This is a genomic window from Pedobacter jeongneungensis, from assembly GCF_039538295.1.
In the GTDB taxonomy this organism is placed as follows: domain Bacteria; phylum Bacteroidota; class Bacteroidia; order Sphingobacteriales; family Sphingobacteriaceae; genus Pedobacter; species Pedobacter jeongneungensis.
This window is the reverse complement of record NZ_BAABBY010000001.1, coordinates 770,961-793,906: the sequence shown is the minus strand read 5'-3', so window position 1 is coordinate 793,906 and position 22,946 is coordinate 770,961. Positions and strand designations below refer to the sequence as shown.

The 22,946-nt window shown below is 37.8% G+C and carries 27 protein-coding genes; 19 read left to right on the top strand and 8 right to left on the bottom strand.

Annotated features, from left to right (window positions below):
• Window positions 1-27: 27 nt before the first annotated feature.
• The gene (locus ABD769_RS03580) at window positions 28-693 is read right to left on the bottom strand and encodes a heme exporter protein CcmB (protein WP_344849486.1); all 666 of its coding nucleotides are present in this window, start codon (window positions 691-693) and stop codon (window positions 28-30) included.
• A 282-nt stretch (window positions 694-975) separates the two neighbouring features.
• Here ABD769_RS03580 and ABD769_RS03575 point away from each other — a divergent pair, with 282 nt between their 5' ends.
• From ABD769_RS03575 to ABD769_RS03565, 3 genes are read left to right on the top strand one after another with little or no spacing between them, the layout of a single operon-like run.
• A complete protein-coding gene (locus ABD769_RS03575; protein WP_344849484.1) occupies window positions 976-1,455 on the top strand; it encodes a methylated-DNA--[protein]-cysteine S-methyltransferase in 480 nt (159 codons plus the stop codon).
• Between the two features lie 19 nt (window positions 1,456-1,474).
• A complete protein-coding gene (locus ABD769_RS03570; RefSeq protein ID WP_344849482.1) occupies window positions 1,475-1,861 on the top strand; it encodes a cupin domain-containing protein in 387 nt (128 codons plus the stop codon).
• A gap of 58 nt (window positions 1,862-1,919) precedes the next feature.
• Complete coding sequence (locus ABD769_RS03565) at window positions 1,920-2,429, top strand: lipocalin family protein (RefSeq protein WP_344849480.1); 510 nt, start codon at window positions 1,920-1,922, stop codon at window positions 2,427-2,429.
• Here ABD769_RS03565 and ABD769_RS03560 read toward each other — a convergent pair.
• From ABD769_RS03560 to ABD769_RS03545, 4 genes are all read right to left on the bottom strand, one after another.
• Window positions 2,426-2,824 (bottom strand): hypothetical protein, encoded by a 399-nt coding sequence (locus ABD769_RS03560; protein ID WP_025143156.1) that lies wholly within the window; start codon window positions 2,822-2,824, stop codon window positions 2,426-2,428. The two genes, ABD769_RS03565 and ABD769_RS03560, sit on opposite strands and share 4 nt — an antisense overlap.
• A 133-nt stretch (window positions 2,825-2,957) precedes the next feature.
• A complete protein-coding gene (gene gldC, locus ABD769_RS03555) occupies window positions 2,958-3,293 on the bottom strand; it encodes a gliding motility protein GldC (protein WP_025143157.1) in 336 nt (111 codons plus the stop codon).
• Window positions 3,294-3,393: 100 nt separating this feature from the next.
• Complete coding sequence (locus tag ABD769_RS03550; protein ID WP_344849477.1) at window positions 3,394-3,666, bottom strand: hypothetical protein; 273 nt, start codon at window positions 3,664-3,666, stop codon at window positions 3,394-3,396.
• Window positions 3,666-5,012 (bottom strand): DEAD/DEAH box helicase, encoded by a 1,347-nt coding sequence (locus ABD769_RS03545; RefSeq protein WP_344849475.1) that lies wholly within the window; start codon window positions 5,010-5,012, stop codon window positions 3,666-3,668. The genes ABD769_RS03550 and ABD769_RS03545 overlap by 1 nt, the downstream gene beginning before the upstream one ends.
• A 185-nt stretch (window positions 5,013-5,197) precedes the next feature.
• Here ABD769_RS03545 and ABD769_RS03540 point away from each other — a divergent pair, with 185 nt between their 5' ends.
• Genes ABD769_RS03540 through ABD769_RS03525 form a run of 4 tightly spaced genes read left to right on the top strand, consistent with a single transcriptional unit; the run spans window position 5,198 to window position 8,173 of the window.
• Window positions 5,198-6,532, top strand: a complete 1,335-nt coding sequence (locus tag ABD769_RS03540; RefSeq protein ID WP_344849473.1) for a dihydroorotase — start codon at window positions 5,198-5,200, stop codon at window positions 6,530-6,532.
• 34 nt (window positions 6,533-6,566) lie between these two features.
• A complete protein-coding gene (locus tag ABD769_RS03535; protein ID WP_344849471.1) occupies window positions 6,567-6,767 on the top strand; it encodes a DUF2683 family protein in 201 nt (66 codons plus the stop codon).
• A 50-nt stretch (window positions 6,768-6,817) separates the two neighbouring features.
• A complete protein-coding gene (locus ABD769_RS03530) occupies window positions 6,818-7,078 on the top strand; it encodes a Txe/YoeB family addiction module toxin (RefSeq protein WP_344849468.1) in 261 nt (86 codons plus the stop codon).
• A 3-nt stretch (window positions 7,079-7,081) separates the two neighbouring features.
• Window positions 7,082-8,173 (top strand): DUF3810 domain-containing protein, encoded by a 1,092-nt coding sequence (locus ABD769_RS03525; protein WP_344849466.1) that lies wholly within the window; start codon window positions 7,082-7,084, stop codon window positions 8,171-8,173.
• Window positions 8,174-8,214: 41 nt separating this feature from the next.
• On the opposite strand, the gene ABD769_RS03520 is transcribed toward ABD769_RS03525, so the two are convergent.
• Window positions 8,215-8,796 carry a MiaE family protein gene (locus ABD769_RS03520; protein WP_344849464.1) on the bottom strand — a complete coding sequence of 194 codons (582 nt, stop codon included), beginning with the start codon at window positions 8,794-8,796 and terminating at the stop codon, window positions 8,215-8,217.
• Between the two features lie 94 nt (window positions 8,797-8,890).
• Here ABD769_RS03520 and ABD769_RS03515 point away from each other — a divergent pair, with 94 nt between their 5' ends.
• The 6 genes from ABD769_RS03515 to ABD769_RS03490 all read left to right on the top strand — a co-directional run bounded on the left by ABD769_RS03515 (window position 8,891) and on the right by ABD769_RS03490 (window position 15,683).
• A complete protein-coding gene (locus ABD769_RS03515) occupies window positions 8,891-10,132 on the top strand; it encodes a glycosyltransferase family 4 protein (RefSeq protein ID WP_344849462.1) in 1,242 nt (413 codons plus the stop codon).
• A gap of 126 nt (window positions 10,133-10,258) precedes the next feature.
• On the top strand, window positions 10,259-10,561 hold the full coding sequence (locus tag ABD769_RS03510; protein WP_344849460.1) for a hypothetical protein: 303 nt from the start codon (window positions 10,259-10,261) through the stop codon (window positions 10,559-10,561).
• A 126-nt stretch (window positions 10,562-10,687) separates the two neighbouring features.
• Window positions 10,688-12,544, top strand: a complete 1,857-nt coding sequence (gene dnaK / locus ABD769_RS03505) for a molecular chaperone DnaK (RefSeq protein WP_344849458.1) — start codon at window positions 10,688-10,690, stop codon at window positions 12,542-12,544.
• 652 nt (window positions 12,545-13,196) lie between these two features.
• Window positions 13,197-14,120: a M28 family peptidase gene (locus tag ABD769_RS03500; protein ID WP_344849456.1), complete on the top strand. Its 924-nt coding sequence runs from the start codon at window positions 13,197-13,199 to the stop codon at window positions 14,118-14,120.
• A gap of 150 nt (window positions 14,121-14,270) precedes the next feature.
• Window positions 14,271-14,567 carry a hypothetical protein gene (locus ABD769_RS03495; RefSeq protein ID WP_344849454.1) on the top strand — a complete coding sequence of 99 codons (297 nt, stop codon included), beginning with the start codon at window positions 14,271-14,273 and terminating at the stop codon, window positions 14,565-14,567.
• A gap of 84 nt (window positions 14,568-14,651) precedes the next feature.
• A complete protein-coding gene (locus ABD769_RS03490) occupies window positions 14,652-15,683 on the top strand; it encodes an LLM class flavin-dependent oxidoreductase (RefSeq protein WP_344849452.1) in 1,032 nt (343 codons plus the stop codon).
• Between the two features lies 1 nt (window position 15,684).
• On the opposite strand, the gene ABD769_RS03485 is transcribed toward ABD769_RS03490, so the two are convergent.
• Complete coding sequence (locus ABD769_RS03485) at window positions 15,685-16,128, bottom strand: DUF4395 domain-containing protein (protein ID WP_344849450.1); 444 nt, start codon at window positions 16,126-16,128, stop codon at window positions 15,685-15,687.
• A 69-nt stretch (window positions 16,129-16,197) separates the two neighbouring features.
• On the opposite strand from ABD769_RS03485, the gene ABD769_RS03480 reads away from it, so the two are divergent.
• From ABD769_RS03480 to ABD769_RS03455, 6 genes are all read left to right on the top strand, one after another.
• A complete protein-coding gene (locus ABD769_RS03480; protein ID WP_344849448.1) occupies window positions 16,198-17,007 on the top strand; it encodes an AraC family transcriptional regulator in 810 nt (269 codons plus the stop codon).
• A 161-nt stretch (window positions 17,008-17,168) separates the two neighbouring features.
• Window positions 17,169-17,543: a VOC family protein gene (locus ABD769_RS03475; RefSeq protein WP_344849446.1), complete on the top strand. Its 375-nt coding sequence runs from the start codon at window positions 17,169-17,171 to the stop codon at window positions 17,541-17,543.
• A gap of 82 nt (window positions 17,544-17,625) precedes the next feature.
• The gene (locus tag ABD769_RS03470) at window positions 17,626-19,062 is read left to right on the top strand and encodes a DUF2339 domain-containing protein (RefSeq protein WP_344849444.1); all 1,437 of its coding nucleotides are present in this window, start codon (window positions 17,626-17,628) and stop codon (window positions 19,060-19,062) included.
• Window positions 19,050-20,003: a DUF2339 domain-containing protein gene (locus ABD769_RS03465; RefSeq protein ID WP_344849442.1), complete on the top strand. Its 954-nt coding sequence runs from the start codon at window positions 19,050-19,052 to the stop codon at window positions 20,001-20,003. Before ABD769_RS03470 ends, ABD769_RS03465 begins: the two co-directional genes overlap by 13 nt.
• A 25-nt stretch (window positions 20,004-20,028) precedes the next feature.
• Entirely contained in the window at window positions 20,029-21,213 is a 1,185-nt protein-coding gene (locus tag ABD769_RS03460) for a DUF3999 family protein (RefSeq protein WP_344849440.1), read from the top strand.
• A gap of 49 nt (window positions 21,214-21,262) precedes the next feature.
• Window positions 21,263-22,219 carry a zinc dependent phospholipase C family protein gene (locus ABD769_RS03455; RefSeq protein WP_344849438.1) on the top strand — a complete coding sequence of 319 codons (957 nt, stop codon included), beginning with the start codon at window positions 21,263-21,265 and terminating at the stop codon, window positions 22,217-22,219.
• Here ABD769_RS03455 and ABD769_RS03450 read toward each other — a convergent pair whose 3' ends face one another.
• The gene (locus ABD769_RS03450; protein WP_344849436.1) at window positions 22,220-22,906 is read right to left on the bottom strand and encodes a DedA family protein; all 687 of its coding nucleotides are present in this window, start codon (window positions 22,904-22,906) and stop codon (window positions 22,220-22,222) included.
• Between the last annotated feature and the right edge of the window lie 40 nt (window positions 22,907-22,946).

Genomic DNA, 22,946 nt, shown 5'->3' with positions numbered 1-22,946 from the left:
TCAATCATTCTTTCATTCAATCATTTTTTAATCCCTCCAAAGGTAAGGAAATAACAATAAAGAGGTTGCTACCATCAGTACATTTACCACCAATAACATCGCAATTTCATCGTAACTATTTTCCCATGGCAGGCCATCAACTGCATTTTTAGCCAGCTTAATCAATAAAATTAATACCGGAATAATGATCGGAAAGCTTAATATTGCCATTAACATACCGCCATTACCCGCCTTGCTTGCAATGGCCGAAACCATGGTAAATACGGTAGAGAAACTCACACTTCCCAATACCACGGCTACATAATACAGCACCATATCAGGCGGGGTAAAGGAATCGAAAACTAAAGTATAAAAACCCAGGGCAATGGTAGTAAGTACCAACATCAGCAATGTATTGTAAACGGTTTTAGAAATTAAAACTGCCGCCGGACTGGCCAAAATATAACTGTAAAGCTGTTGCCCCTTCGTTTCCTGTAGAAAACTCTTAGAAACACCATTAATGGAGGCAAAAAGCATAATAATCCAGAATAAGGCATTCCAGGTTAGTTTGTCGCCAAGGCTCACAAAAGACAAATAGCAGGTAAAAATAGTAGAAACCACATAAAGCAACACACCGTTAATGGTATATTTGGAGCGCCACTCTAACAATACTTCCTTGTGAATTAAATATTTAACCTCTTTGGCCAATTGCATAACTGCAAAGATAAATAATTGCGCTATTGTTGGATGGCTTTATTGTTGTATTGTTGTAATTTTGTTAGCGGATTATTGGCTATGGAAACACAGAAAACAAAACAGATAAAATCTTAACCACAACTTGTCCCGATCTTTCGGGAGATAAAAAGGGATAAACACAGATGTTTTTTGAAGGGGCATTAACCATAGAGACGCAGAAAAAAAATTCCAGACACAGAGAAATTGTTAAACAGTAATCGGTGTTCATCTGTGAAAATCTGTGGTTAAAGTAATAATAGTATGAACTACGCATCAGTTATAGAAACGCCGATTGGCAATATAACCATCCTGGCTGATGAGGAATTTGTGTATGCCGTTACTTTTGAAGAAAAAGATGTTTCGGGCTTCACCGAGAATGAACTTACCATAAAAGTTGCCAGGCAGTTAAAAGATTATTTTAATGGTACGCTTCGCGATTTCGATTTCCCGATGCAACAGCAAGGAACTGATTTTCAGCAGGAAGTGTGGCAGAATTTGCTGGCTATATCTTATGGCGAAACCACTTCTTACGCTAAATTTTCGGCGCATAAACCTTTAGCCATCCGTGCAATAGCATCTGCAAACGGAAAAAACAATATTGCCATAGTGGTGCCCTGCCATAGGGTAATTGGCAGCAATGGTAAATTAGTAGGCTATGCGGGCGGTTTATGGCGCAAGCAATGGCTGCTGCAGCACGAACGCGAAGTTACCCAACAAGGACAAACAGAATTAAAATTTTAAAACTATACTTTTTTAGCAGATGAATACAGATCAAGCCGGAACACCAAATTATTTAAAAGCCATCCGTTTAATTAATGTCGAAGGGGATAAATGTGCATTCGAAACCGGAAAAATTCCCATCCGCCAGCACATTAATGCAAATTACTTTTTTGCACAAACAGATGTATCTACCCTTGAAAAAATCCCCCACCCTGCACCACGACGACAGTATGTAATTACCTTGAAAGGCAGACTGAAATTTACGGTAAGTAATGGTGAAACTTTTTTTATCGAACCAGGAATTATCCTTATTGCCAATGATACCGCAGGCGAAGGCCACACCTGGGAAATTGTTGACGGCAATGAATGGGAAAGGATTTATATCCCACTAGAGGAAGATACAGATGACTATTTTACAATAGATTAACATTTTCAAAACCGGGACCAACACAAATCCGTAAATAATATCAAAAACCTGAGATATTATGAAAACGATTTGCTCCCTCCTGTTTATTCTTTTAAGCTACCTGCCGATGGAAAAAAATGTTCCGGTGGCTAAACTGGATTTAAAAAAATACGCCGGAACATGGTATTCGTTATATTCTATACCCACCATTTTCGATAAAGGCAGCCGCGAAACCACAACAAAATACACCTTAAATAAAGATGGCTATTACAATGTGCTTACTACCTACAAAAAGCCAGGAGATGAAAAAGTTTATTCGAGAACATCGAAAATGTTCCCCTCAGAAAGTGGCGACAGCGGAGAATTGCAGGCACAGTTTATCTGGCCGATAAAGGTTGATTACTGGATTATTGAACTGGCTGATGATTATTCTTATGTGGTGGTTGGTCACCCGGATCATAAGTTTTTATTCATCATGAGCCGCAATCAGACAATGCCGAAAAAAACCCATGATGAAATTGTAGCCAGATGCAAGGCAAAAGGATATGAAGTAGCTAAACTCACTTCACAATTGCATGAAAAAGCTTAAGCCGTAATTTTTTCGCCGCGCTTGGCGCTAAAGAGCATAAATATTACACCCACTAAAAGTACAATCCATCCCCATTGGAAATGAACCACTTTACCAATTAGTTTATTGGCAAAACCATATTTAGTATAATTATTAGCTGTAAAGTAAACGGCAACTACAGCTAAAACATACCAGATAGCCATTACAAAACTCATAAACCTAAACGCGCCAACTTTTCTGATAAACAGGAACAATACAGAAATGGCGATAATGGCGTAAGTGATTAAAAACAAACGCGCATCAGATTGGTACAAATTCCAGTTTCCTTTAATCGGCACTTTTAAAATCGGGCAGAAACCTGCAATAACGCATAACAAAATGCCTAACCAAGCCCTGAATTTATTTAATACTAACATTTTATTTTGGTTAATCGGTTAATTGTTTGAATTGGTTAACTGGGGTTAATAGTTCATAATTGATCGTTCTATCGCTAATTTTTGGCTTTCTGTAAATAATAAACCAATGACTATTTAACTAATGAACCAACTATTATTGTCCTTCAATAATTCCCATTTTATCGGCAAAATGTGCGCAATAATCGCGTAGATCTTCAACAATCAAAGTTTCGTTTGTGGCTTTTAAAAAGCTATCGCCCATGGTTTGCAAAGTTTCGTAGAAGAAACGTTTCATTTCGTCAACAGGCATATCTTTGGTCCACAGATCGATACGCATTGAATTTTTGTAATTGTGATCCCAAAGGGCCAGAATCATCGATTTTACCGGAACTTTATCCGTTGTTTGTGCATCGGTACTTTCCCAAAGAATGTTCTCCGGCATATTGTTATCGTCTAACTCAACGGTTATTTTTATTTCTGCTTTTCTCATATTAATATTGATTTCACCGATTTAACAGGTATCACTGATTCCCATCGATAATTTTTACGGATGCAAAGATGATGAATTTACCAAATACTTCGACTTTGTATTATACTACTTTTTGTAATATTAACATCAAGATTGCAGCGATAACAATGAATATTAGTTCTACCACCCAGATTCGTTTAATATCTTTTAATGTAAAACGAAAAATCAAGTCGGTAACAAAGGTTACAACGATAAGGCAACCTAAAATAAGGAGGTAAAAACCACTCATATTTATCTGGCGGGGTGCTGTTGCTTTTTCTGAAAGCAGATTTACCGTTACCAAACCTAAACCAATGGCACTAACAATATTTAAAGGCGTAATTCTAAGGCTCATTATTTTTTCTTGTCGAATCTTTTACCTTTTTTGAAACTCTTTATTTCCTTTCCAGCTTTTGCCTTGGCTTTTTCCCTTGCTTTTTTATCAATCGCAGCTGCATGTTTCTTCTCGTGGAAAGCACCTTTAAATTCAGGATCTTCCTTACGTTTCTGCATGTCGATTTCTTTGGCAATGTGCTGGCGTTCCTCATAAGGGGTTTCATCAATAAAAACACCTTCAGGGATTTCGGCAACAGGAATATACTGGCGGATCAGTTTTTCAATCTTACGGATATAATATTTTTCGGCTTCCGTAGCGAAAGTAATGGCATCACCTTTGGCAAAAGCCCTTCCGGTACGGCCGATACGGTGCACATAATCTTCGATGATAATCGGCACATCAAAATTAATCACGTGACTTACATCGCTTACATCAATTCCCCTGCTCGCCACATCTGTAGCCACTAAAACACGGATATTTCCTTCTTTGAAGCTATTAATGGAGTTAATTCTCGTATTCTGTCCTTTGTTGGCATGAATTACACGAACATTATCTGCGCCATACCTTCGTTCTATAAAACTGAAAATATTATCGGCAACGGTTTTGGTTTTACAGAAGATAATCAGGCGGTTAAAAGCCTCATCATTTTTCAGCAAATGCTGTAACAGGTTAATCTTAGTTTTAAAATTCGGAACGTAATATAAAGCTTGTGTTACGTTGGCTGCAGGTGTTGCCTGTTCTGAAGCTTCAATTACAACAGGATTTTTTAAGAAATCGCCCGCAATTTTTTGCACCAGATCGCTCATTGTTGCCGAGAACAATAAATTCTGGCGTTTGCGCGGAACAATTTCCAAAATACGGTGAATAGAGCCTATAAAACCCATATCCATCATTTTATCGGCTTCATCAAGCACTAAAAACTTTAAACTTTGGGTATTAATGTCGCCAGCCAGGTATAAATCGAGGAATCTTCCTGGTGTAGCAATCAAAATGTCAACGCCTTTTGCAATCTGCTCTTTTTGTGTTTTCGGACCAATTCCGCCGAAAATTACCAACGATCGTAAATCGGTATAGGTAGAAAATAATTTCACTTGCTCGGCAATCTGCATCGCCAGTTCGCGTGTTGGCGATAAAATTAAAGCCCTCGGACTTTCGCCCTGAGCATATTTTAATTGCATTAAAATCGGCAGCACAAAAGCTGCTGTTTTTCCAGTACCTGTTTCTGCGATACCAAAAATATCCTGCCCAGATAATACCGGCGCAATTGCTTTTTCCTGTATCGGCGTGGCAACGGTATAACCTGCATCGGCAACTGCATTTAAAATTTGCCTGTTTAACTTAAATTCTTCGAACGATTTTGCCATAGCGCACAAAGATAGTTTATTTGAGCCGAAAAGGCTCAAATTTAGTCCAGAGTTCAGAGTCTTCGGTCCTGAATCTAGCGCTTATTCAAAATTTAAAGCTATAAATCCCTCCATTCAATCAACTAATTTGCAATTAAACAATTAACCAATTTAAACAGTTAACCCAAATTACTACCTTTGAAACCATGAATACTTACCTGATAAAAGCCGCGACAATTGTAAATGAAGGACAAAAAATTGTTGCTGATGTATTGATAAAAGATGGATTAATTGCCAAAATCGGTCAAAATCTATCTGCACCCGAAGCACAGGAAATTAATGCAGAAGGACAATACCTTTTACCAGGAATGATTGATGATCAGGTGCATTTCCGCGAGCCGGGTTTAACTCACAAAGCCGATATTTTTACCGAAAGCATGGCTGCGGTTGCCGGAGGAATTACTTCCTTTATGGAAATGCCCAATACCGTACCCAATACGCTAACTCAGGATTTACTGGCCGATAAATATGAAATTGCTGCGCAAACTTCACTTGCAAATTACTCCTTCTACATGGGTGCGAGTAACGATAATATTGAAGAAGTTTTAAAAACCGATCCGAAAAATGTTTGCGGAATTAAGGTTTTTATGGGTTCATCAACAGGAAATATGTTGGTAGACAATGAAAAAACCCTGGAAAACATTTTTAGCAAAGCACCAATTTTGGTGGCTACGCATTGTGAAGATGAAGCAACCATACGCCATAACCTGGCCGAATTTAAAGCTAAATATGGCGAAGATCTTACCATAGAAATGCACCCTTTAATCCGCAGTGCAGAGGCTTGTTATAAATCTTCTTCATTAGCGGTCGAATTGGCAAAAACTTACCAAACGCGTTTGCATATCCTCCATATTTCTACCGCAAAAGAAATTACATTGTTTGATAACATTACGCCATTAAAGGATAAAAAAATCACTGCCGAGGCCTGCGTACACCACCTTTGGTTTAATGATGAAGATTATGCTTCAAAAGGAAATTTCATTAAATGGAACCCTGCGGTAAAAACTGAAGATGATCAGAATGGGGTGCTTAAAGGTGTTTTGGAAAATTATATCGACGTCATTGCAACCGATCATGCGCCGCATACCCTGGCAGAAAAGCAGCAACCCTATTCGCAGGCCCCATCAGGCGGTCCGCTGGTACAGCATGCTTTGCCTGCATTGCTGGAAATGCATTTGCAGGGAAAAATTTCTTTAGAGCGAATTGTAGAAAAAACGGCGCATAACCTTGCGATCTGCTTCGATATCGAAAAACGTGGTTTCATCCGCGAAGGCTATTGGGCAGATTTGGTTTTAGTAAACCTGAACGATCCATGGAAAGTAACTAAACTGAATAATTTTTATAAATGTGGCTGGAGCCCTTTTGATGGAGATACTTTTCAGGCGAGTATTACACATACCTTTGTTTCAGGAAATCTGGCCTATCAAAATGGCAAATTCACGACCGATCAGATCGGAAAACGCTTAACTTTTGCCAGATAGATTTGTTATATTTGTTTTATTACAATAAAATAATATGGAAACATTAATTGCACATCCGAAAAACGAAGAGGAAGCAACTGCTTTAAAAGTTGTTATGAAAGTTTTGAAGATAGATTTTGAGACTGAAGAAAGTCCGTATAAGCCTGAGTTTGTAGAGAAAATTCTTAAAGGAGTAAACGCTAGAAAATCTGGCAAACCAGGAAAGACAATCGACGTTAAAACCATGTGGAAATAGTATTTTAATTATCCCATTTTATTGCATCCCGATTTAATTAATTATTTGGTATGCAAGTAGAATTACATGAACAAGCAATTATTGATCTGGAGTTTTGGAAAAAATCTGGTAATAAACCAATCCAAAAAAAGATCGAACAATTAATACTGGCAATTCAAGAAAATCCTTTTATGGGCATTGGCAAACCAGAACAATTAAAACACGAGTTATCCGGCCAATGGTCTAGAAGAATAAATGAAGAACATAGAATTGTTTATGATGTAATAAACAATATCTTAAATATTTATTCATTAAGAGGTCATTATAAATAGTTAATGATAGCCCGCTCACTGTTTATTAAAACATTTATTTTAGCTGGCCTTGCCATCCTAATTTATCTTTTTGGCTTATTCCCCACTCTTGTCCAGAAATATTACTCAACAGGCTTTTATCCTTATATATCCTCTGCGTTGAGGTTTATATCCTCTATTTTTCCTTTTGCCATTGGCGATATTATCTATGTTTTTCTTATTGGCTTTGTTCTTTACAAAATCGTGAGCTTAATTAAACGGAGAAAATCATTAAAAAGACATCATAGAATCGCTATTCCGTTACAGGTTTTAAACTTCTTTTTAATCCTGTATATCATTTTCAAAATATTTTGGGGTTTAAATTACAGCAGACCAAGTATAAGCCAAGAACTGGGCATAGGGAATGAAAAATATAGTGTTAAAGAATTGGTGGTTCTCGGCAATTATTTCGTTGATAAAACCAATGCTTTAAAATTAAGACAAGAAAAAATACCCGCTTATACCGTTAATGAGCTGGAATCGAAATCGGCGGCTGCCTATGCACTTATGACCAAAAGAAACCAGGTTTTCAGGTATTCCAATCCTTGTTTAAAATCGGTGTTAAACTCCTGGTTAATCAGTAAAATCGGTATCGAAGGTTATTATGCCCCACTTTCTGGCGAAGCCAATATGAATATGAATTTGCCCGATTTTGTAAAACCTTATGTGAGTTGCCATGAAATTGGCCATCAATTGGGAATTGCTTATGAGGATGAAGCTAACCTATTGGGCTATTTAACCGCAAGTAAAAGCCCGGATGTGAATTACCAGTATTCTGCCAATTACGAAATGTTACGCTATATTTTATTTGAGATCAGGATGAAATCTCCCGACGACTATAAATCACTCTATACAAAGCTCTTGCCTCAGGTTTTGGCTGATTTTAAGACAGAAAAGGAATTCTGGCGAAAATATAATAGCGATATGTTCGGTTATATGGATGCGGCCTTCGATAGTTTCTTAAAACTGAACAACCAGAAAAAAGGAATTGACAGCTACCAGGATATTGTAATTTGGTTGTGGAATATTTATAAGTCCGAAAGTCAGAGGTCCGAAAGTCCGGAGATTAAAGGATAAATATCTCCCTCGCCCATTTTCCATAAAACATTTTACATCACTTAACCATGTATCGCTTCTCGCGTACCGAAACTCTGGATCAGTTCACCTTCGAAATCCAGCCACTCTTTCCAGCGTTTTTCCACATCAACATCTGTACTGTATTTGCGTGCAAAATTTAAGAAAGTAGTATAATGTCCGGCTTCCGAAACCATTAGTTCGTGGTAAAACCTGGCCAGTTCCTTATCTTTGATATTTAACGAAAGTACCCTGAAACGTTCGCAGCTTCGGGCTTCAATCATTGCAGCAAACAAAAGCCTGTCGATAAAAGCCATATTGCGGCTTCCATCTTTCTTGCTAAATTTTACCAAACGGCCAACATAATCGTCTTTACGCTCACGGCTTAAAGTATAACCACGTTTTTTAATAATTTCAATTACCATCTGAAAATGTTGCATTTCTTCGATAGCAATGGCTGTTAACTCATCTACAAGATCCTGATGTTCAGAATTTTGGGTAATTAAAGTAATTGCATTTGTAGCAGCCTTTTGTTCACACCAGGCATGGTCAGATAAAATTTCCTCTAAATTCGATTCCGCAATATTTGCCCAACGTGGGTCTGTCAATAATTTTAATCCTAACATCCGGTGCTTTGTAATTGAGCTGCAAAATTAGAAATAATCGGCACGGTTTTAAAATTGTGAGTTAAAAAGCCTTTATTTTGCAGAAATTTAAATCATGAACGCAAAGAAATTATTGATTATTGGATTTGTCTGGCCCGAACCAACTTCATCTGCTGCTGGTACGAGGATGATCCAATTGGTTGATTTATTTCTGGCCAGAGGTTATCAGATCACTTTTGCTTCAGCCGCATCTAAAAGTGATTTTAGTTATGATTTCAGCAAAACAGAAGTTCTGGAACAAGAAATTAAGCTAAACGACGAAAGTTTTAATACTTTTTTAAAAGAATTGAATCCGGATTTGGTGCTTTTCGATCGTTTTATGGTTGAAGAACAATATGGCTGGCGGGTGCAGCAGGAATGCCCGAATGCATTGCTAATTTTAGATACCGAAGATTTACATTCTTTAAGAAGTGCCCGGCAACAAAGCGACAAGAAAAAACAAGCCGTTTATTTATTCTCTGATACCGCTAAAAGGGAAATGGCAGCGATTTTACGTTGCGATTTATCTCTGATGATCTCGGAAGTGGAGATGGATATCCTGAAAACACAATTTAAGGTCGATCCCTCATTAATTTACTATTTACCCTTTCTGGAAAAAGAAATCACCCCGGAAGATATTGAAAAATGGCTTCCTTATGAAGACCGTGCTGATTTTGTTTTTATCGGCAATTTCCTTCACGAACCCAACTGGAATACGGTGCAGGTTTTAAAAACAAAAATCTGGCCGATGCTTAGAAAAAAACTTCCTCATGCAAACCTGAATATCTACGGTGCTTATCCATCGCAAAAGGTGTTGCAGTTAAACAATAAATCTGAAAAATTCCTGATCAAAGGCAGAGCAATAGATGCAAAAGAAACGATTGCTAAACACCGCATCCTGCTTGCTCCTATACAATTTGGTGCGGGGGTAAAAGGAAAATTTATCGATGCCATGCAGGTGGGCACGCCATCGGTAACTACCGCTATTGGTGCAGAAGCCATGAAAGGCGGTTTAGATTGGAATGGTATTATTGAAGATGATTTTGATCTTTTTGTAGAAAAAGCCGTAAAATTATATGAAGATAAAAACGCATGGCAGATTGCACAACAAAATGGCGTAAAAATCATTAATCAGCGATATTCTGCCAAATATTTTGCCGATCAGTTTATAAACGATGTAGAAAATCTGGCTTCAAACTTAACCAAACATCGCCAAAACAACTTTTTCGGGCAGATTTTAAACCACCACACTGCCCAGAGTACAAAATATATGAGCTTGTGGATTGAAGAGAAGAATAAGTTTGGAGTTCGGAGTTGAGAGTTTTGAGTCCGAAGTATAGTGGCTTAAAGAAGAAGATGAATAGTGTAGGTTCGGAGTAAATTTTATCCGTATCGATTTTCGCTTAGATTACAGAACCCTTGTTAAATAAACCTGATGGTACGGATGCCGATCCTTCCATCGGCAGGAGGGACAGCAGGGCTACCGTATCCGAAGAATTACCAAACCATTCATTTCCAAATCAAAAACGAATATCAGTCTAAAGTCTTGCTGATCCTAGCTTTTGCAGCAAGATATCTTGCGACTTTCGGACACCTGACCTCCGACTTTTTACAACACAAAACTTTGTTAAATAAACCTGATGGTACGGATGCCGATCCTTCCATCGGCAGGAGGGACAGCAGGACTGCCGTATCCGAAGAATTACCAAACCATTCATTTCCAAATCAAAAACGAATATCAGTCTAAAGTCTTTCTGCCCCTAGTTTCTGCAACACCATATCTTCAGACTTTCGGACACCCAACCTCCGACTTTTTACAACATTAAAACATTTCAACCCTAAAACCTTACAACATTATTGTAAATTTGCAGCCATGGCAAAAATATCAATTAACCTTGCTACAGGTTCGTTTCAGAAGGAAGAAATCATTGTTGGAATAGATTTAGGTACAACCAATAGCCTGGTGGCATTTATCAATCCAGATAAAAATCCGCAGGTAATTAACGATGCCGGCAAGGGGATATTGGTGCCATCCGTGGTGTATTTTAACAGCCAGAACGAGGCTCTTGTAGGTAATGAGGCGAAAGAATTTTTAACTACCGACCCTTCAAATACCATTTTTTCGGTTAAAAGATTATTGGGTCGTTCTTATAAAGATGTTGCCGAACATAAAGATATTTTCTCTTATAAAATAATCGACGATGATACCGACGCTTTAGTAAAAATACAGGCAGGAAACCGCTTTTACACACCAATAGAATTATCTGCAGAAATTTTAAAAGAGCTGAAAGCAAGGGCTGAACATGCGTTAAAAACACCTGTTAACCGGGCTGTAATTACTGTACCAGCTTATTTTAACGATAGCCAGCGCCAGGCCACCCGCGATGCCGGAAAACTAGCCGGTTTGGATGTTATGCGTATTGTAAACGAACCTACTGCAGCAAGTTTGGCATATGGAATCGGTTTAGACCCTACCCAACAGAAAACCATTGCGGTTTACGATTTAGGCGGCGGAACTTTTGATGTTTCTATTTTACAGATTCAGAACGGCATTTTCGAAGTGCTATCTACCAACGGTAATACCTATTTAGGGGGAGATGATTTCGACCGGGCCATTTTAAATTACTGGTTAGAGAAAAATAACCTTGATGTAGCTGTGGTTGCACAGGATAATATTTTGATGCAAACCCTGCGTTTACAGGCCGAAGCAGCTAAAAAAGCTTTATCTACACAAAACCTTTACAACGAACAGGTTGGCGAAATCTGGTGCACCCTTGATAAACAAACCTTTGAGCAGTTAATTACGTCAAAAGTGGAAGAAACCATCACAGCATGTAAAAATGCATTGAAGGATGCCGGTTTATCTGCCAGTGATATCGACGAAGTGATCCTTGTTGGCGGTTCTACCCGCACACCTTTTGTAAAACAGGCTGTAGAAAATTTCTTTGGTAAAAAACCTCAGGACAATATCAATCCTGATGAAGTGGTAGCGCTTGGTGCAGCCATTCAGGCTGATGTTCTTGCCGGAAACCGTTCTGATATTCTCTTATTAGATGTAACGCCACTCTCGTTAGGTATCGAAACCATGGGCGGTTTAATGGACGTCATTATTGCACGTAACAGCAAAGTACCGACCAAAGCCGGCCGACAATACACTACTTCGATCGACGGACAGGTGAACATGAAAATCTCTGTTTACCAGGGCGAACGCGATCTGGTTAAAGAAAATAGAAAACTGGCAGAGTTCGATTTAAAGGGAATCCCGGCAATGCCTGCGGGTTTGCCGAAAGTAGATATCAACTTTTTATTAAACGCCGATGGGATTTTAACCGTACAGGCGATAGAATTACGTTCGGGGGTTAAACAAGAGATCGAAATTACCCCAAGCTACGGTTTAAGCGATGATACCGTAGAAAAAATGTTGATTGACAGCATTACTCACGCTAAAAGTGATGTGGAACAACGCATGCTGATCGAAGCACGCAGCGAAGGCGAACAACTGGTTTATACCGCCGAAGGTTTTATCAAAAAACATGCTGAACATTTAACTGAAGCTGAAATTGCAGAAACTGTAACACACATTGAGGCGCTAAAAACAGCTTTAGCATCACAAGAAAAAGACACCATTTTAAAGAAAGCAGATGAATTGAACGAATTTACCCGTCCGTTTGCCGAGCGTGTAATGGATGCCGCGATTTCTACTGCGATGAAGGGAAAGAAAATAGAGTAGTTTACAATTTGCAGTTATCAAATGAGATTCGTCACCCTGAATTTATTTCAGGATCTTTCATGCTAACTTGTTTTTCAACAGAGATTCGTCATCCTGAATTTATTTCAGAACCTATCCTGCCACAAAATCAAGCGTATTTTTTTTTGGAAAGCAATATCAGTGCTAATCGGATTCGATAGTCCCGCTTTTGGTACGAGTTCCGATTGAAGGATCGGAAGTTCTTCCCTCCAATCGGGTTTATTTAACATAGGCTAGTGCAAACACATACAACTTTCTATCTATTAATAATAAAAATGGAGTGATTTAGAACGGTCCTCTTTTACTAAACCCGACAGTAGCGAACACGTAGTGTAACGAAGTAAAGCGGATGGCGGAGCTAGAGTACCAATGAAATACTGCCTTTCATTTCCAAAAGATAAAACATCCTATTTCGTTCGGTTGAAAATGTACAGTTCTGTGCTTTTGGATTTTTCAATCCTATTTTTCGCTTTACTTCTAAAACAACAATGCTTAAATCGGGATCGTATTCGCATCAATCAGATTTAACTAACACTGCCAAACCGAAAAAACGCAGGTTGCAATACCTAATAACAGATACAAATAATTATCTTCGGTTAAGGATCAAATCAAACACATTCTGATGTTTTAACCCATGCATAAATTTAAAATCTTAATTAGCTTTCTTTTCTCCATTACATTTTATTACAACACCTCTGCCCAATCGGATACTGCACTGATCAGATCCCATTTAAAAACCTTAACTAAAACACCCCAGTTCCGGAACCACAGCAATATCGATCAGCTCAATTTAACAGCCGATTATATCAGGAATATTTTCCAAAAATCAACTAATAGCGTTTCGGTACAAGAATATAATGTTAATCAGAAAACGTATAAAAACATCATCTGCTCTTTCGGTACAGAAAATAAAAGGCGGATTATTGTTGGCGCACATTATGATGTTTGTGGCGACCAGGAAGGCGCTGATGATAATGCAAGCGGCATAACAGGTTTATTGGAGCTCTCGAGGTTGTTAAAAGGTAAAAAACTCAATTATCGTATTGATCTGGTAGCTTACACTTTGGAAGAACCACCCTATTTCCGTACGGAGTTTATGGGCAGTTACATCCATGCCAAATCACTCAAAGAATCAAAAGCTGAGGTATTTGGTATGATATCACTCGAAATGATTGGTTATTTTAAAGATGAAGCCAAAACCCAGTCTTACCCTTTAGGTGTCCTGGCAGTAAAGTACGGAAATAAAGGAAATTACATTACGTTGGTTAAAAAATTTGGTTCCGGAGAATTTGTAGATCAGTTTTCTAAAAATTTCAAAGCATCTAAAAGTATCTTAGCTAAAACATTTGCCAGTCCGCCTTCTCTGCCGGGCATCGATTTTTCTGATCATCTAAATTACTGGAAATTTGATTATGATGCCATGATGATTACCGATACTTCCTTCTACCGGAATAAAAATTATCATCAAAAAACCGATACGATGGAAACGCTCGATATACCGAGAATGGGCAAAGTAATTGATGGGGTTTATAATGGGTTGATTTCTTTGAAACCATAATTAGTAGTTTACGATATGGTTAAGTCTATAAAAGTTAAAGACAACAGCAGCATATTTATTATGATTTATATTTTCTGTATTTTCCCGTTATTCTTTGTGGCGCCAATTTTCATATTTAATTTAAGCTATGTTCAATCAGCTATAATCACTATGTCGATATTAACGGTATTCTTTATTTTCTACTTTAAAAACCTGATAGCCAAACAGGATGAGTATGCAATTATTGCTGATGAAAATGAGATTATCCTATTAAATCTGGGAACCTTTAAATGGGATGAAGTTAAACTTGTGAAGGCTATTGAAGAAGGATTTGGCCGTAGAAGATATACTTACATTAATATCATCTTACAAAATGGCAGAAAATTTAAGATCGAATCCACTAACTTCGATTATCCCAGTCACGAGCTCGAAACCATTTTAAATGCGTTGGGCAAACTAACTGTGTAAATCACCAATTCACCCATTTTCTTATCATACATCAAAAACCACTGCCACCTTATCCATTAACTTTGTTAAAAATTATTTAGCATTATGGAATTAGGTATCGGAATGTTTGGCGATCTGCAGATCAATGCAAAAGGCGAAATTCAACCCGCCCGGCAAAGGCTTCAGGAAATTATAGAAGAAATAAAACTCATGGACGAGGTTGGCTTGGATTTCTATGGAATCGGCGAGCACCACCGTCCCGATTATGCTGTATCCAGTCCTGAAATTATATTGGCTGCTGCAGCTACCGTAACCAAAAATATTAAATTAAGCAGTGCGGTTTCAGTTTTAAGTTCATCCGATCCGGTTAAACTTTATCAAAATTTCGCTACGATAGATTTAATTTCGAATGGCAGAGCCGAACTCATGGCCGGTCGCGGAAGCTTTATCGAATCGTTCCCGCTTTTTGGATACGATCTGCAAGATTACGATCAGCTTTACGAAGAAAAATTAGACTTGCTCCTTAAAATAAACGCTTCACCTAAAATCAGCTGGAAAGGTAAATTCAGACCAGAACTGAATAACCAGGAAGTATTACCTAGAGCAATAAATGATAACTTAAAAATATGGGTGGCTGTTGGCGGAACGCCTGAATCGGTAGAACGTGCGGGCAGATTGGGTTTACCGGTAATGTTTGCCATTATTGGGGGTCAGCCTATACAGTTTAAGCCCCTTTTCGATTATTATAAAAAAGTGTACCAGGCATATGGTCATGATATGAACAAATTTGAAGTTGGAGTACACATGCATGCTTTATTTGGTGAAAACAGTAATGAGGTTGCAGATTATTATTACCCGCTTTATTCCGCACAGATGAACCGCATTGGCCGCTCACGTGGCTGGGCACCTTACCAACGCAATCAATTTGAAGCAGGAAGAGGCAATGGCGGTGCTTTAATTATCGGCGATGCAAACGAATCAGTTGATAAAATTTTAGCCATGGAAGAAACTTTTGGCTTAACCCGTTTCTCAGCCCATATGGATGTCGGCGGACCATCTCACGCAGCCTTAATGAAATCGATAGAGATTTTCGGGACTAAAATTGCACCAAAAGTTCGTGAGGCTTTAAAAAAATAGATTAAGCCTCGTTCTTCTTAACAAAAACCTGTAAAAAAGAATAGATATAACAACCTACACAAATGGCGAATAAGCTCTCTAAAAAGGCAAAAACAGTCATAATAGCCGTTAAAATTAAAGCAAGTGTATAAAAACTCAATAGAAATGTCGCGGTAATTAACAGGCAAAACACAAAGCCTAAGGTTGCCGCGAACTTTTTTGGTGCCAGGTCTTTCATTTTCGGAGAAATTGAAAATCCATCAGAAATCTTGATGGCTATAAATTTCAACACACTAAATTTTCCTGTTGTAAATGCCCTTAATGCAAAATCAAAAATCAGGAAAACAATTGCCCAATAGTTCGAAAATATTATACAGGTAATTGCAATCACCGCTACCATAAAGGCAATAATCCTTACTACATTTTCATTTATTCTTTCAGCTGATACCGGGCAGGATAATTCCATAGCTATGATTTTAGAAGCAAATTTACGAAATTTAAAATCTATCGGTAAATTAACACCTTAAAGCGCAGTTTGGAAAATCAATTCAATATCAGAAACCTTTATGCACCACTTCAGCCAACTATTCTGCAATCAGAAAATGCGCTGGTAACTTACCATGAGGTTTTGCCAGCAATCAGCCTGCAGCCCTTTATCTATTGCTATTGGGAACTCAAAACCAACGTCCCGCTTAGTAAGCCCTTCAGCTATCGGGTGGTGGCAGATGGTTGCATCGATATCTTTTTCGACCTTAACAAGGTCAAAGAAAGTTATGTTATGGGATTCTGTAATAAATATGTAGCTTTTGATTTAGAAAACACCTTTCATTACATCGGTATCAGGTTTTTACCTGCCATGTTTTCTGCTTTATTTAAAATAAATGCATTGAGTTTAAGTAACCGTGTCGAATTGCTTGAAAATGTTGTTCCACAGGTGGCTCAATTTATTGCCGGTCAATTTTCTGCAGATTTAAGTTTCACAAAGATTAAATCTTTATTCGATAATTATTTTGTTCAGGCTATAACAGATATGAATTTATCGTATGATAAGCGACTTTACCGGGCTATAGAAATCATTTTCAAAAAAGACGGTGTGGTCAATATCGAGAAAGATCTGGATGTAGGTTTGAGCAGCAGGCAGCTGAGAAGATTATTCGAATATTATATCGGCACCACGCAAAAAACTTTTTTTCAGGTGGTCCGTTTCCAGCGGATAATCAGAGAAAACCGGTCTCAGGATATAAAATCAGGTAAATCGTTCCTGGATCAGGGTTATTACGATCAGGCGCATTTCATTAAGAATTTCAAAACATTTTATGGCTTAACACCTAAAAAAGTGTTATAAATAGAATTCGTCCGATTTTTACAATTTCCGCTTACTTCTTTTTTTCAATTTTGACTAAACAAAAAATGATCATGAAGCGATTAATAAGCTTAGCTGTTGCTTTGCTCCTGGCGGGATCCACATTTCCACAAAATAAGTTAAATCCTAAAAAAATAAAGACGATGAAATTTAATGCAGGCATTATAACCAGCAAAATAGCAGAAAGTAAAGCTTTTTATACCGGATTATTAAATTTCGGCGTAACCTTCGAAAACGAGTTTTACCTGTTATTGCATAGTCCGGATGAAAAATCTGAGATCAGTTTTTTACTCCCCAATCATGAAAGTCAGCAACCACTTTTTCAAAAAGCTTTTAAGGGCGAAGGAATTTACCTCACCATTGAAGTAGATGATGTGGATGAATTTTATAAAAAATTAGTGACTAAGAATGTCAAAATCAAGGTTGATCTTCGTGACGAACCCTGGGGCGACAGGCATTTTGCGATTGAAGATCCTAATGGCATAGCGATAGATATTGTAACTTATTCGCCCGGTTAGAGAATTCGGGATGAATTCCCTAGCCTTATCCAAATTCATTCTTATCTTTAGTAAAGTAAAATTACGCACTACCAGATATAGAATGGATAATTCCGAAAAATTAAACCTGCTCATGATCAGGCTCGAAAACCTGTTGCTCAGGCAGCAAGGATTTGAAGCCGAAATTCAGGCATTAAGAAATGAAGTTAAGGCATTGCAATCGCCCGGTACTGCAACTACAACCGCAGCAAAGCCTGCCGAACCTGTAATAGTACCACCACCAAGAAATACGCCACCGGGCGCTGTGATACAAAATCCCGCAACACCCCGCCCCGTCCCCGCTCCCGTTCAATCGCCGGCAAATCAGCCACAACCCAGTTTAGCCGGGCGCTTTACGCGTGAAAACATGGTTAAATCTGATTTCGAAAAGTTTATCGGAGAGAACCTGATCAGCAAAATCGGCATTCTCATTTTAATTATCGGTGTGGCCATTGGCGCTAAATATGCCATCGATCATGATATGGTAAGTCCACTTACCAGGATTATATTGGGTTATGCAGTTGGTGCCGGCTTAATGGCTTTTGCTATAAAACTCAAAGCCAAATATGAAAATTTCTCAGCCGTATTAGTAAGCGGGGCTATTGCCATTATGTACTTTATCACCTATGCCGCTTACGATTTTTATGCGCTCATTCCGCAGGCAATGGCTTTTGCGTTAATGGTAATTTTCACCTCTTTTACCGTTATAGCTGCCATTAAGTACAACAAACAGGTTATCGCCCATATTGGTTTAGTTGGTGCTTATGCTGTTCCATTTTTGCTAAGCGATGGTTCTGGAAAAGTAGGTGTATTATTTACCTACATGGCCATTATTAACATTGGGATCATGGTGCTTAGCTTCAAAAAATACTGGAAACCCCTGTTTTATGCTTCATTTGGCTTAACATGGCTTATTTTTATTTCATGGAGGCTTGATTTAAGCAACTCAAATAATTATTTTGGTTTAGCCTTATTGTTTTCGTCGGTATTTTTCATCACTTTCTACATCACCAATCTGGCTTACAAAGTGAGTAAAAAAGAAATTTTTGGTTTTAGCGATGTAGTGATTTTACTCTTAAATTCATTTATTTTTTATGGAATAGGATATTTTATATTCTCCAGCAATAAAAACAGTGCAGAATTGTTAGGCTTGTTTACACTTGCAAATGCGGTAATACACTTTGTGGTAAGCCTGATTATTTACAAGAAAAATCTTGCAGATAAAAACCTGTTTTACCTTATCCTGGCCATGGTCATCAGCTTTATTACCATGGCTGTACCGGTTCAGTTAAATGGCGGCTGGGTAACTATTTTCTGGGCGGTAGAAGCTGCGGTACTATTTTATTTAGCCCGTGTAAAAAAGATTGCTATTTACGAAAAATTATCCTTTCCACTGATATTTCTTGCTTTTTTTAGCCTTTTAGAAGATTGGATCACTTATTATGATATCTATGACGGGAATTCTATACCATCACACCAATCCTTAACGTGGGCTTTTTAACGGCATGCATATTTGTAGCCTGTTTTTTCTGGATGTTCCGCATCAATAGAAAAGAAAATGACGCGCCTGCAGAATGGATCTGGATGAGACCGGTATTGGGCTACTCCATCCCGGCAATTCTCGTTTTTGTAACCTACATTGCTTTTAGAATCGAGATTTCTAAATACTTTAACAACCTCTTCGAACTCAGTAAAATTACGGTTAATCCAAAAACTAAATTTTACGATCCGCTTAACGAATACAATTACAATTTTAAAGATTTAAAAACAGCGTGGACATACATTTACACCTTGTTTTTTGCTTCAGCCTTAAGTTATTTAAACATCAAAAAGCTAAAAAACGGCGAATTGGCCGTTGCCAACCTCATCATTAATATTTTTGTCATCATCATATTCCTCACCTTCGGACTCTATAATTTGAGCGAACTAAGGGATAATTACTTACTACCCGAAAGTAAATATTTTACCATCGGCATATTTAATATCGGCATCAGGTACATAGCGATTGTATTTTTTACATTTCTGATGGTACAATGTTACCAATTGCAACGTTCAGGACTTTTGAAAAAAGACTTCAGAACAATGTTCGATTACCTCCTCTACATTTCACTGTTGTGGGTTATAAGCAGCGAACTGATCAATATTTTAGAACTTTCGCACTCTGAGGCAAGTTACAAACTGGGATTGAGTATTCTTTGGGGTATCTTCTCCCTATTTCTGATTAGTATGGGACTCGCCAAAAACAAGAAACACCTGCGCATCGGGGCGATGGCATTGTTTGGGATTACCCTGATCAAACTTTTCTTTTACGATATTTATGCATTGAGCACCATTGCAAAAACCATCGTATTTGTTTCGCTGGGCGTGCTATTGCTAATCATTTCTTTCCTTTATAACAAATACAAACATTTAATCATAGATGATGTTGAAGCTAAAAATTAAACTTTTAATATTGTTTCTGGTTTGCATGGCAACTGCAAAAGCACAAACCAGTTCTTATAAATTTAAACGGAACATCACCGGTGTTAATACCATTTGGCATAAAATGGTTTTACCGGATGACTTGTATAAAAAAGCCAATGCAGGTTTTGATGATTTCAGGATTTTTGGTGTAAACGGGAAAGATACCATTGAAGTACCTTATCTATTGAAACAGCGTGCCGATCAGGTTACGAGCCATGATGTTGCCTTTGAACAGTTAAATCAAAGTTCTCATCATGGTGGATATTACTATACTTTTCAATCGACGGAAATAAATGTCATCAATCAGATCAACCTCACGTTTAAGCAGCAAAATTTCGATTGGAAAGTAAACCTGGAGGGAAGCAATGATAACAAATCATGGTTTAACATTTTATCAGATTATCGCATTTTATCCATTAAAAATAACGATACTGATTACCAGTTTACTAAACTGAGCTTTCCCGATTCGAAATACCAATATTTCAGGATTGCGGTAAAAAGTCCTGTACAGCCTGATTTATTGGAAGCGAAAATTTCAAAAACCGATACGATAAAAGGGACTTATCAGGACGTAAAATACCAATCGTTTAACCTGAAAAATAATGTTTCCTTAAAAGAAACAATCATCGATGTGGTCCTTACCAATCCGGTTCCCTTATCTTATTTAAAATTGAATGCACAGAGCGATTTCGATTTTTACCGTGCGCTCAAAATTGAATATGCAACAGATAGCTTTAAAACCGATAAAGGCATTCAGTACAATTTTGCAAATCTATACGAAGGCACTATAAGTTCTTTGGAAAAACCCGAATTTAATTTCGAAAACACCATCTCTTCGAGATTAAAAATTACTATTCAAAATAACGACAATAAACCATTACGATTAAATGGCCTCGTACTAAAAGGAAATGTATATGAAATTATCGTCCGGTTCGATGATCCAAAAGGCGAATATGCCTTATATTATGGTAATGAAAAAGCTGCAGCTCCTGTTTATGAGATCGAAAAATTTGAAAGTAAAATCCCGGCAAGCCTAAGCAGTGTTAATATTGGTCCGGAGCTGAAAAACCCGGCTTATACAATTAAAACAGAAAAACCATTGTTCGAAAACAAGGCATGGCTTTGGGTATTAATGGCTGTAATTATTGCATTATTAGGCTGGTTTTCGTTTAAAATGTTGAGGAATTAAGAAATAGCATATTTTATTGATGTAAGGAAAATTCCTTATATTAGTTGATATGAAAAGATTAACGGTTTTATCTGCGTTAATCATCCCGCTATTTCTTTGTACCTCCTGGGGATTCTTTGCACACCAAAGGATAAACAATCTTGCTGTTTTTACTTTGCCTTCCGGTATGATTGGTTTCTATAAAAAGAACATCAAATACATTACCGAACACGCTGTAGATCCGGATAAACGCAGGTATGCTGATACTTTGGAAGCACCACGACATTATCTTGATGTGGAGAACTATGAAAAAAATATAGATAGCATACCCGAAAAATGGAATGATGCTTTGGCCAAGTATGGCTTAAAAAAACTAAATACTGATGGAATTGTTCCATGGCAGATTCAGCGCACTTATTATAGTTTGGTAAAGGCTTTTAAAACAAAAGATTCAGTTAAAATTTTAAAATACTCTGCAGACTTAGGACACTACATCGGCGATGCCCACGTGCCTTTGCATACTACTGCCAATCATAACGGACAGCTTAGTAATCAGGTGGGAATCCATGCGTTCTGGGAAAGCCGTTTGCCCGAACTTTTTTCTACCAATTACAATTTTGTTGTTGGCAGGGCGATTTACATCGAAGATCCGTTAAAAGAAGCTTGGAAAGTACTTAAACATACCCATAGTTTAGTTGATACCGTTTTAAATTTTGAAGCGGAATTAAATGCATCATTTCCCTCCAAACAAAAGTATAGCTTTTCAGAACGAAACAATACCGTGCTCAAACAATATTCCAGAGAGTATTCAAAAGCTTACCATGACAGGATGAATAATATGGTAGAAAAGCAAATGCGTGCAGCCATATTAACCATAGGCTCATTCTGGTATTCGGCCTGGGTTGATGCCGGTCAGCCTGAACTCAAAAACCTGATTAAAACAGATTTATTGCCTGATGAACAAAAGGAAGAAAAGGACACCGAAAAGAAGTATCAGAACGGTGTGCTTATTGGCCGCGAAATTTAATTATGCTTTCGTATCCCCGTTTTCGATAATCTCTTCAACCTTTTTAGGTTGCAAACGGCTTCTAACCGCCGCCCAAATGGCAGGTACAAAGGTAACCACCGCAATGAAGATAATCACTAACTCAAAGTTATTTTTAATTACCGGAATCTGGCCTAATAAGTAGCCGCCAATTAACAGCGCGAAAATCCAGGTTACTCCACCAATAATATTATAATAGGTAAAACGACCAAATGGCATTTTTGCAATACCGGCAACAAAAGGCGCAATTGTTCTGAAAATCGGCAAAAAACGACTTAACATTATGGCTTTACCACCATGTTTCTCGAAAAATTCGTGCGATTGGTGATAATATTTAAGCTTTAAAATCTTGTTTTTCTCTTTAAATACTCCGGCGCCTAAAACACTTCCAAGCTTATAGTTCACCGTATTTCCTAAAATTGCCGCAACAATTAAAATAACCAGCATCAGCCAGATATTTAAACCGGTTTCATGCTCGCCTGCAATAAGGGCACCCATTGCAAAAAGCAACGAATCGCCGGGTAAAAAGGGCGTTACCACAAAGCCGGTTTCGGCAAAAATAATCAGGAATAAAATGAGGTAAGTCCAGGTACGATATTCGTTAACAATTTCCGCTAAATGAACATCAATGTGGAGAATAAAATCTAAAAGCTGCTGTAGTAATTCCAATTTATCTGATTTTGGACAAAAGTATGAATAGTAAAGGGAT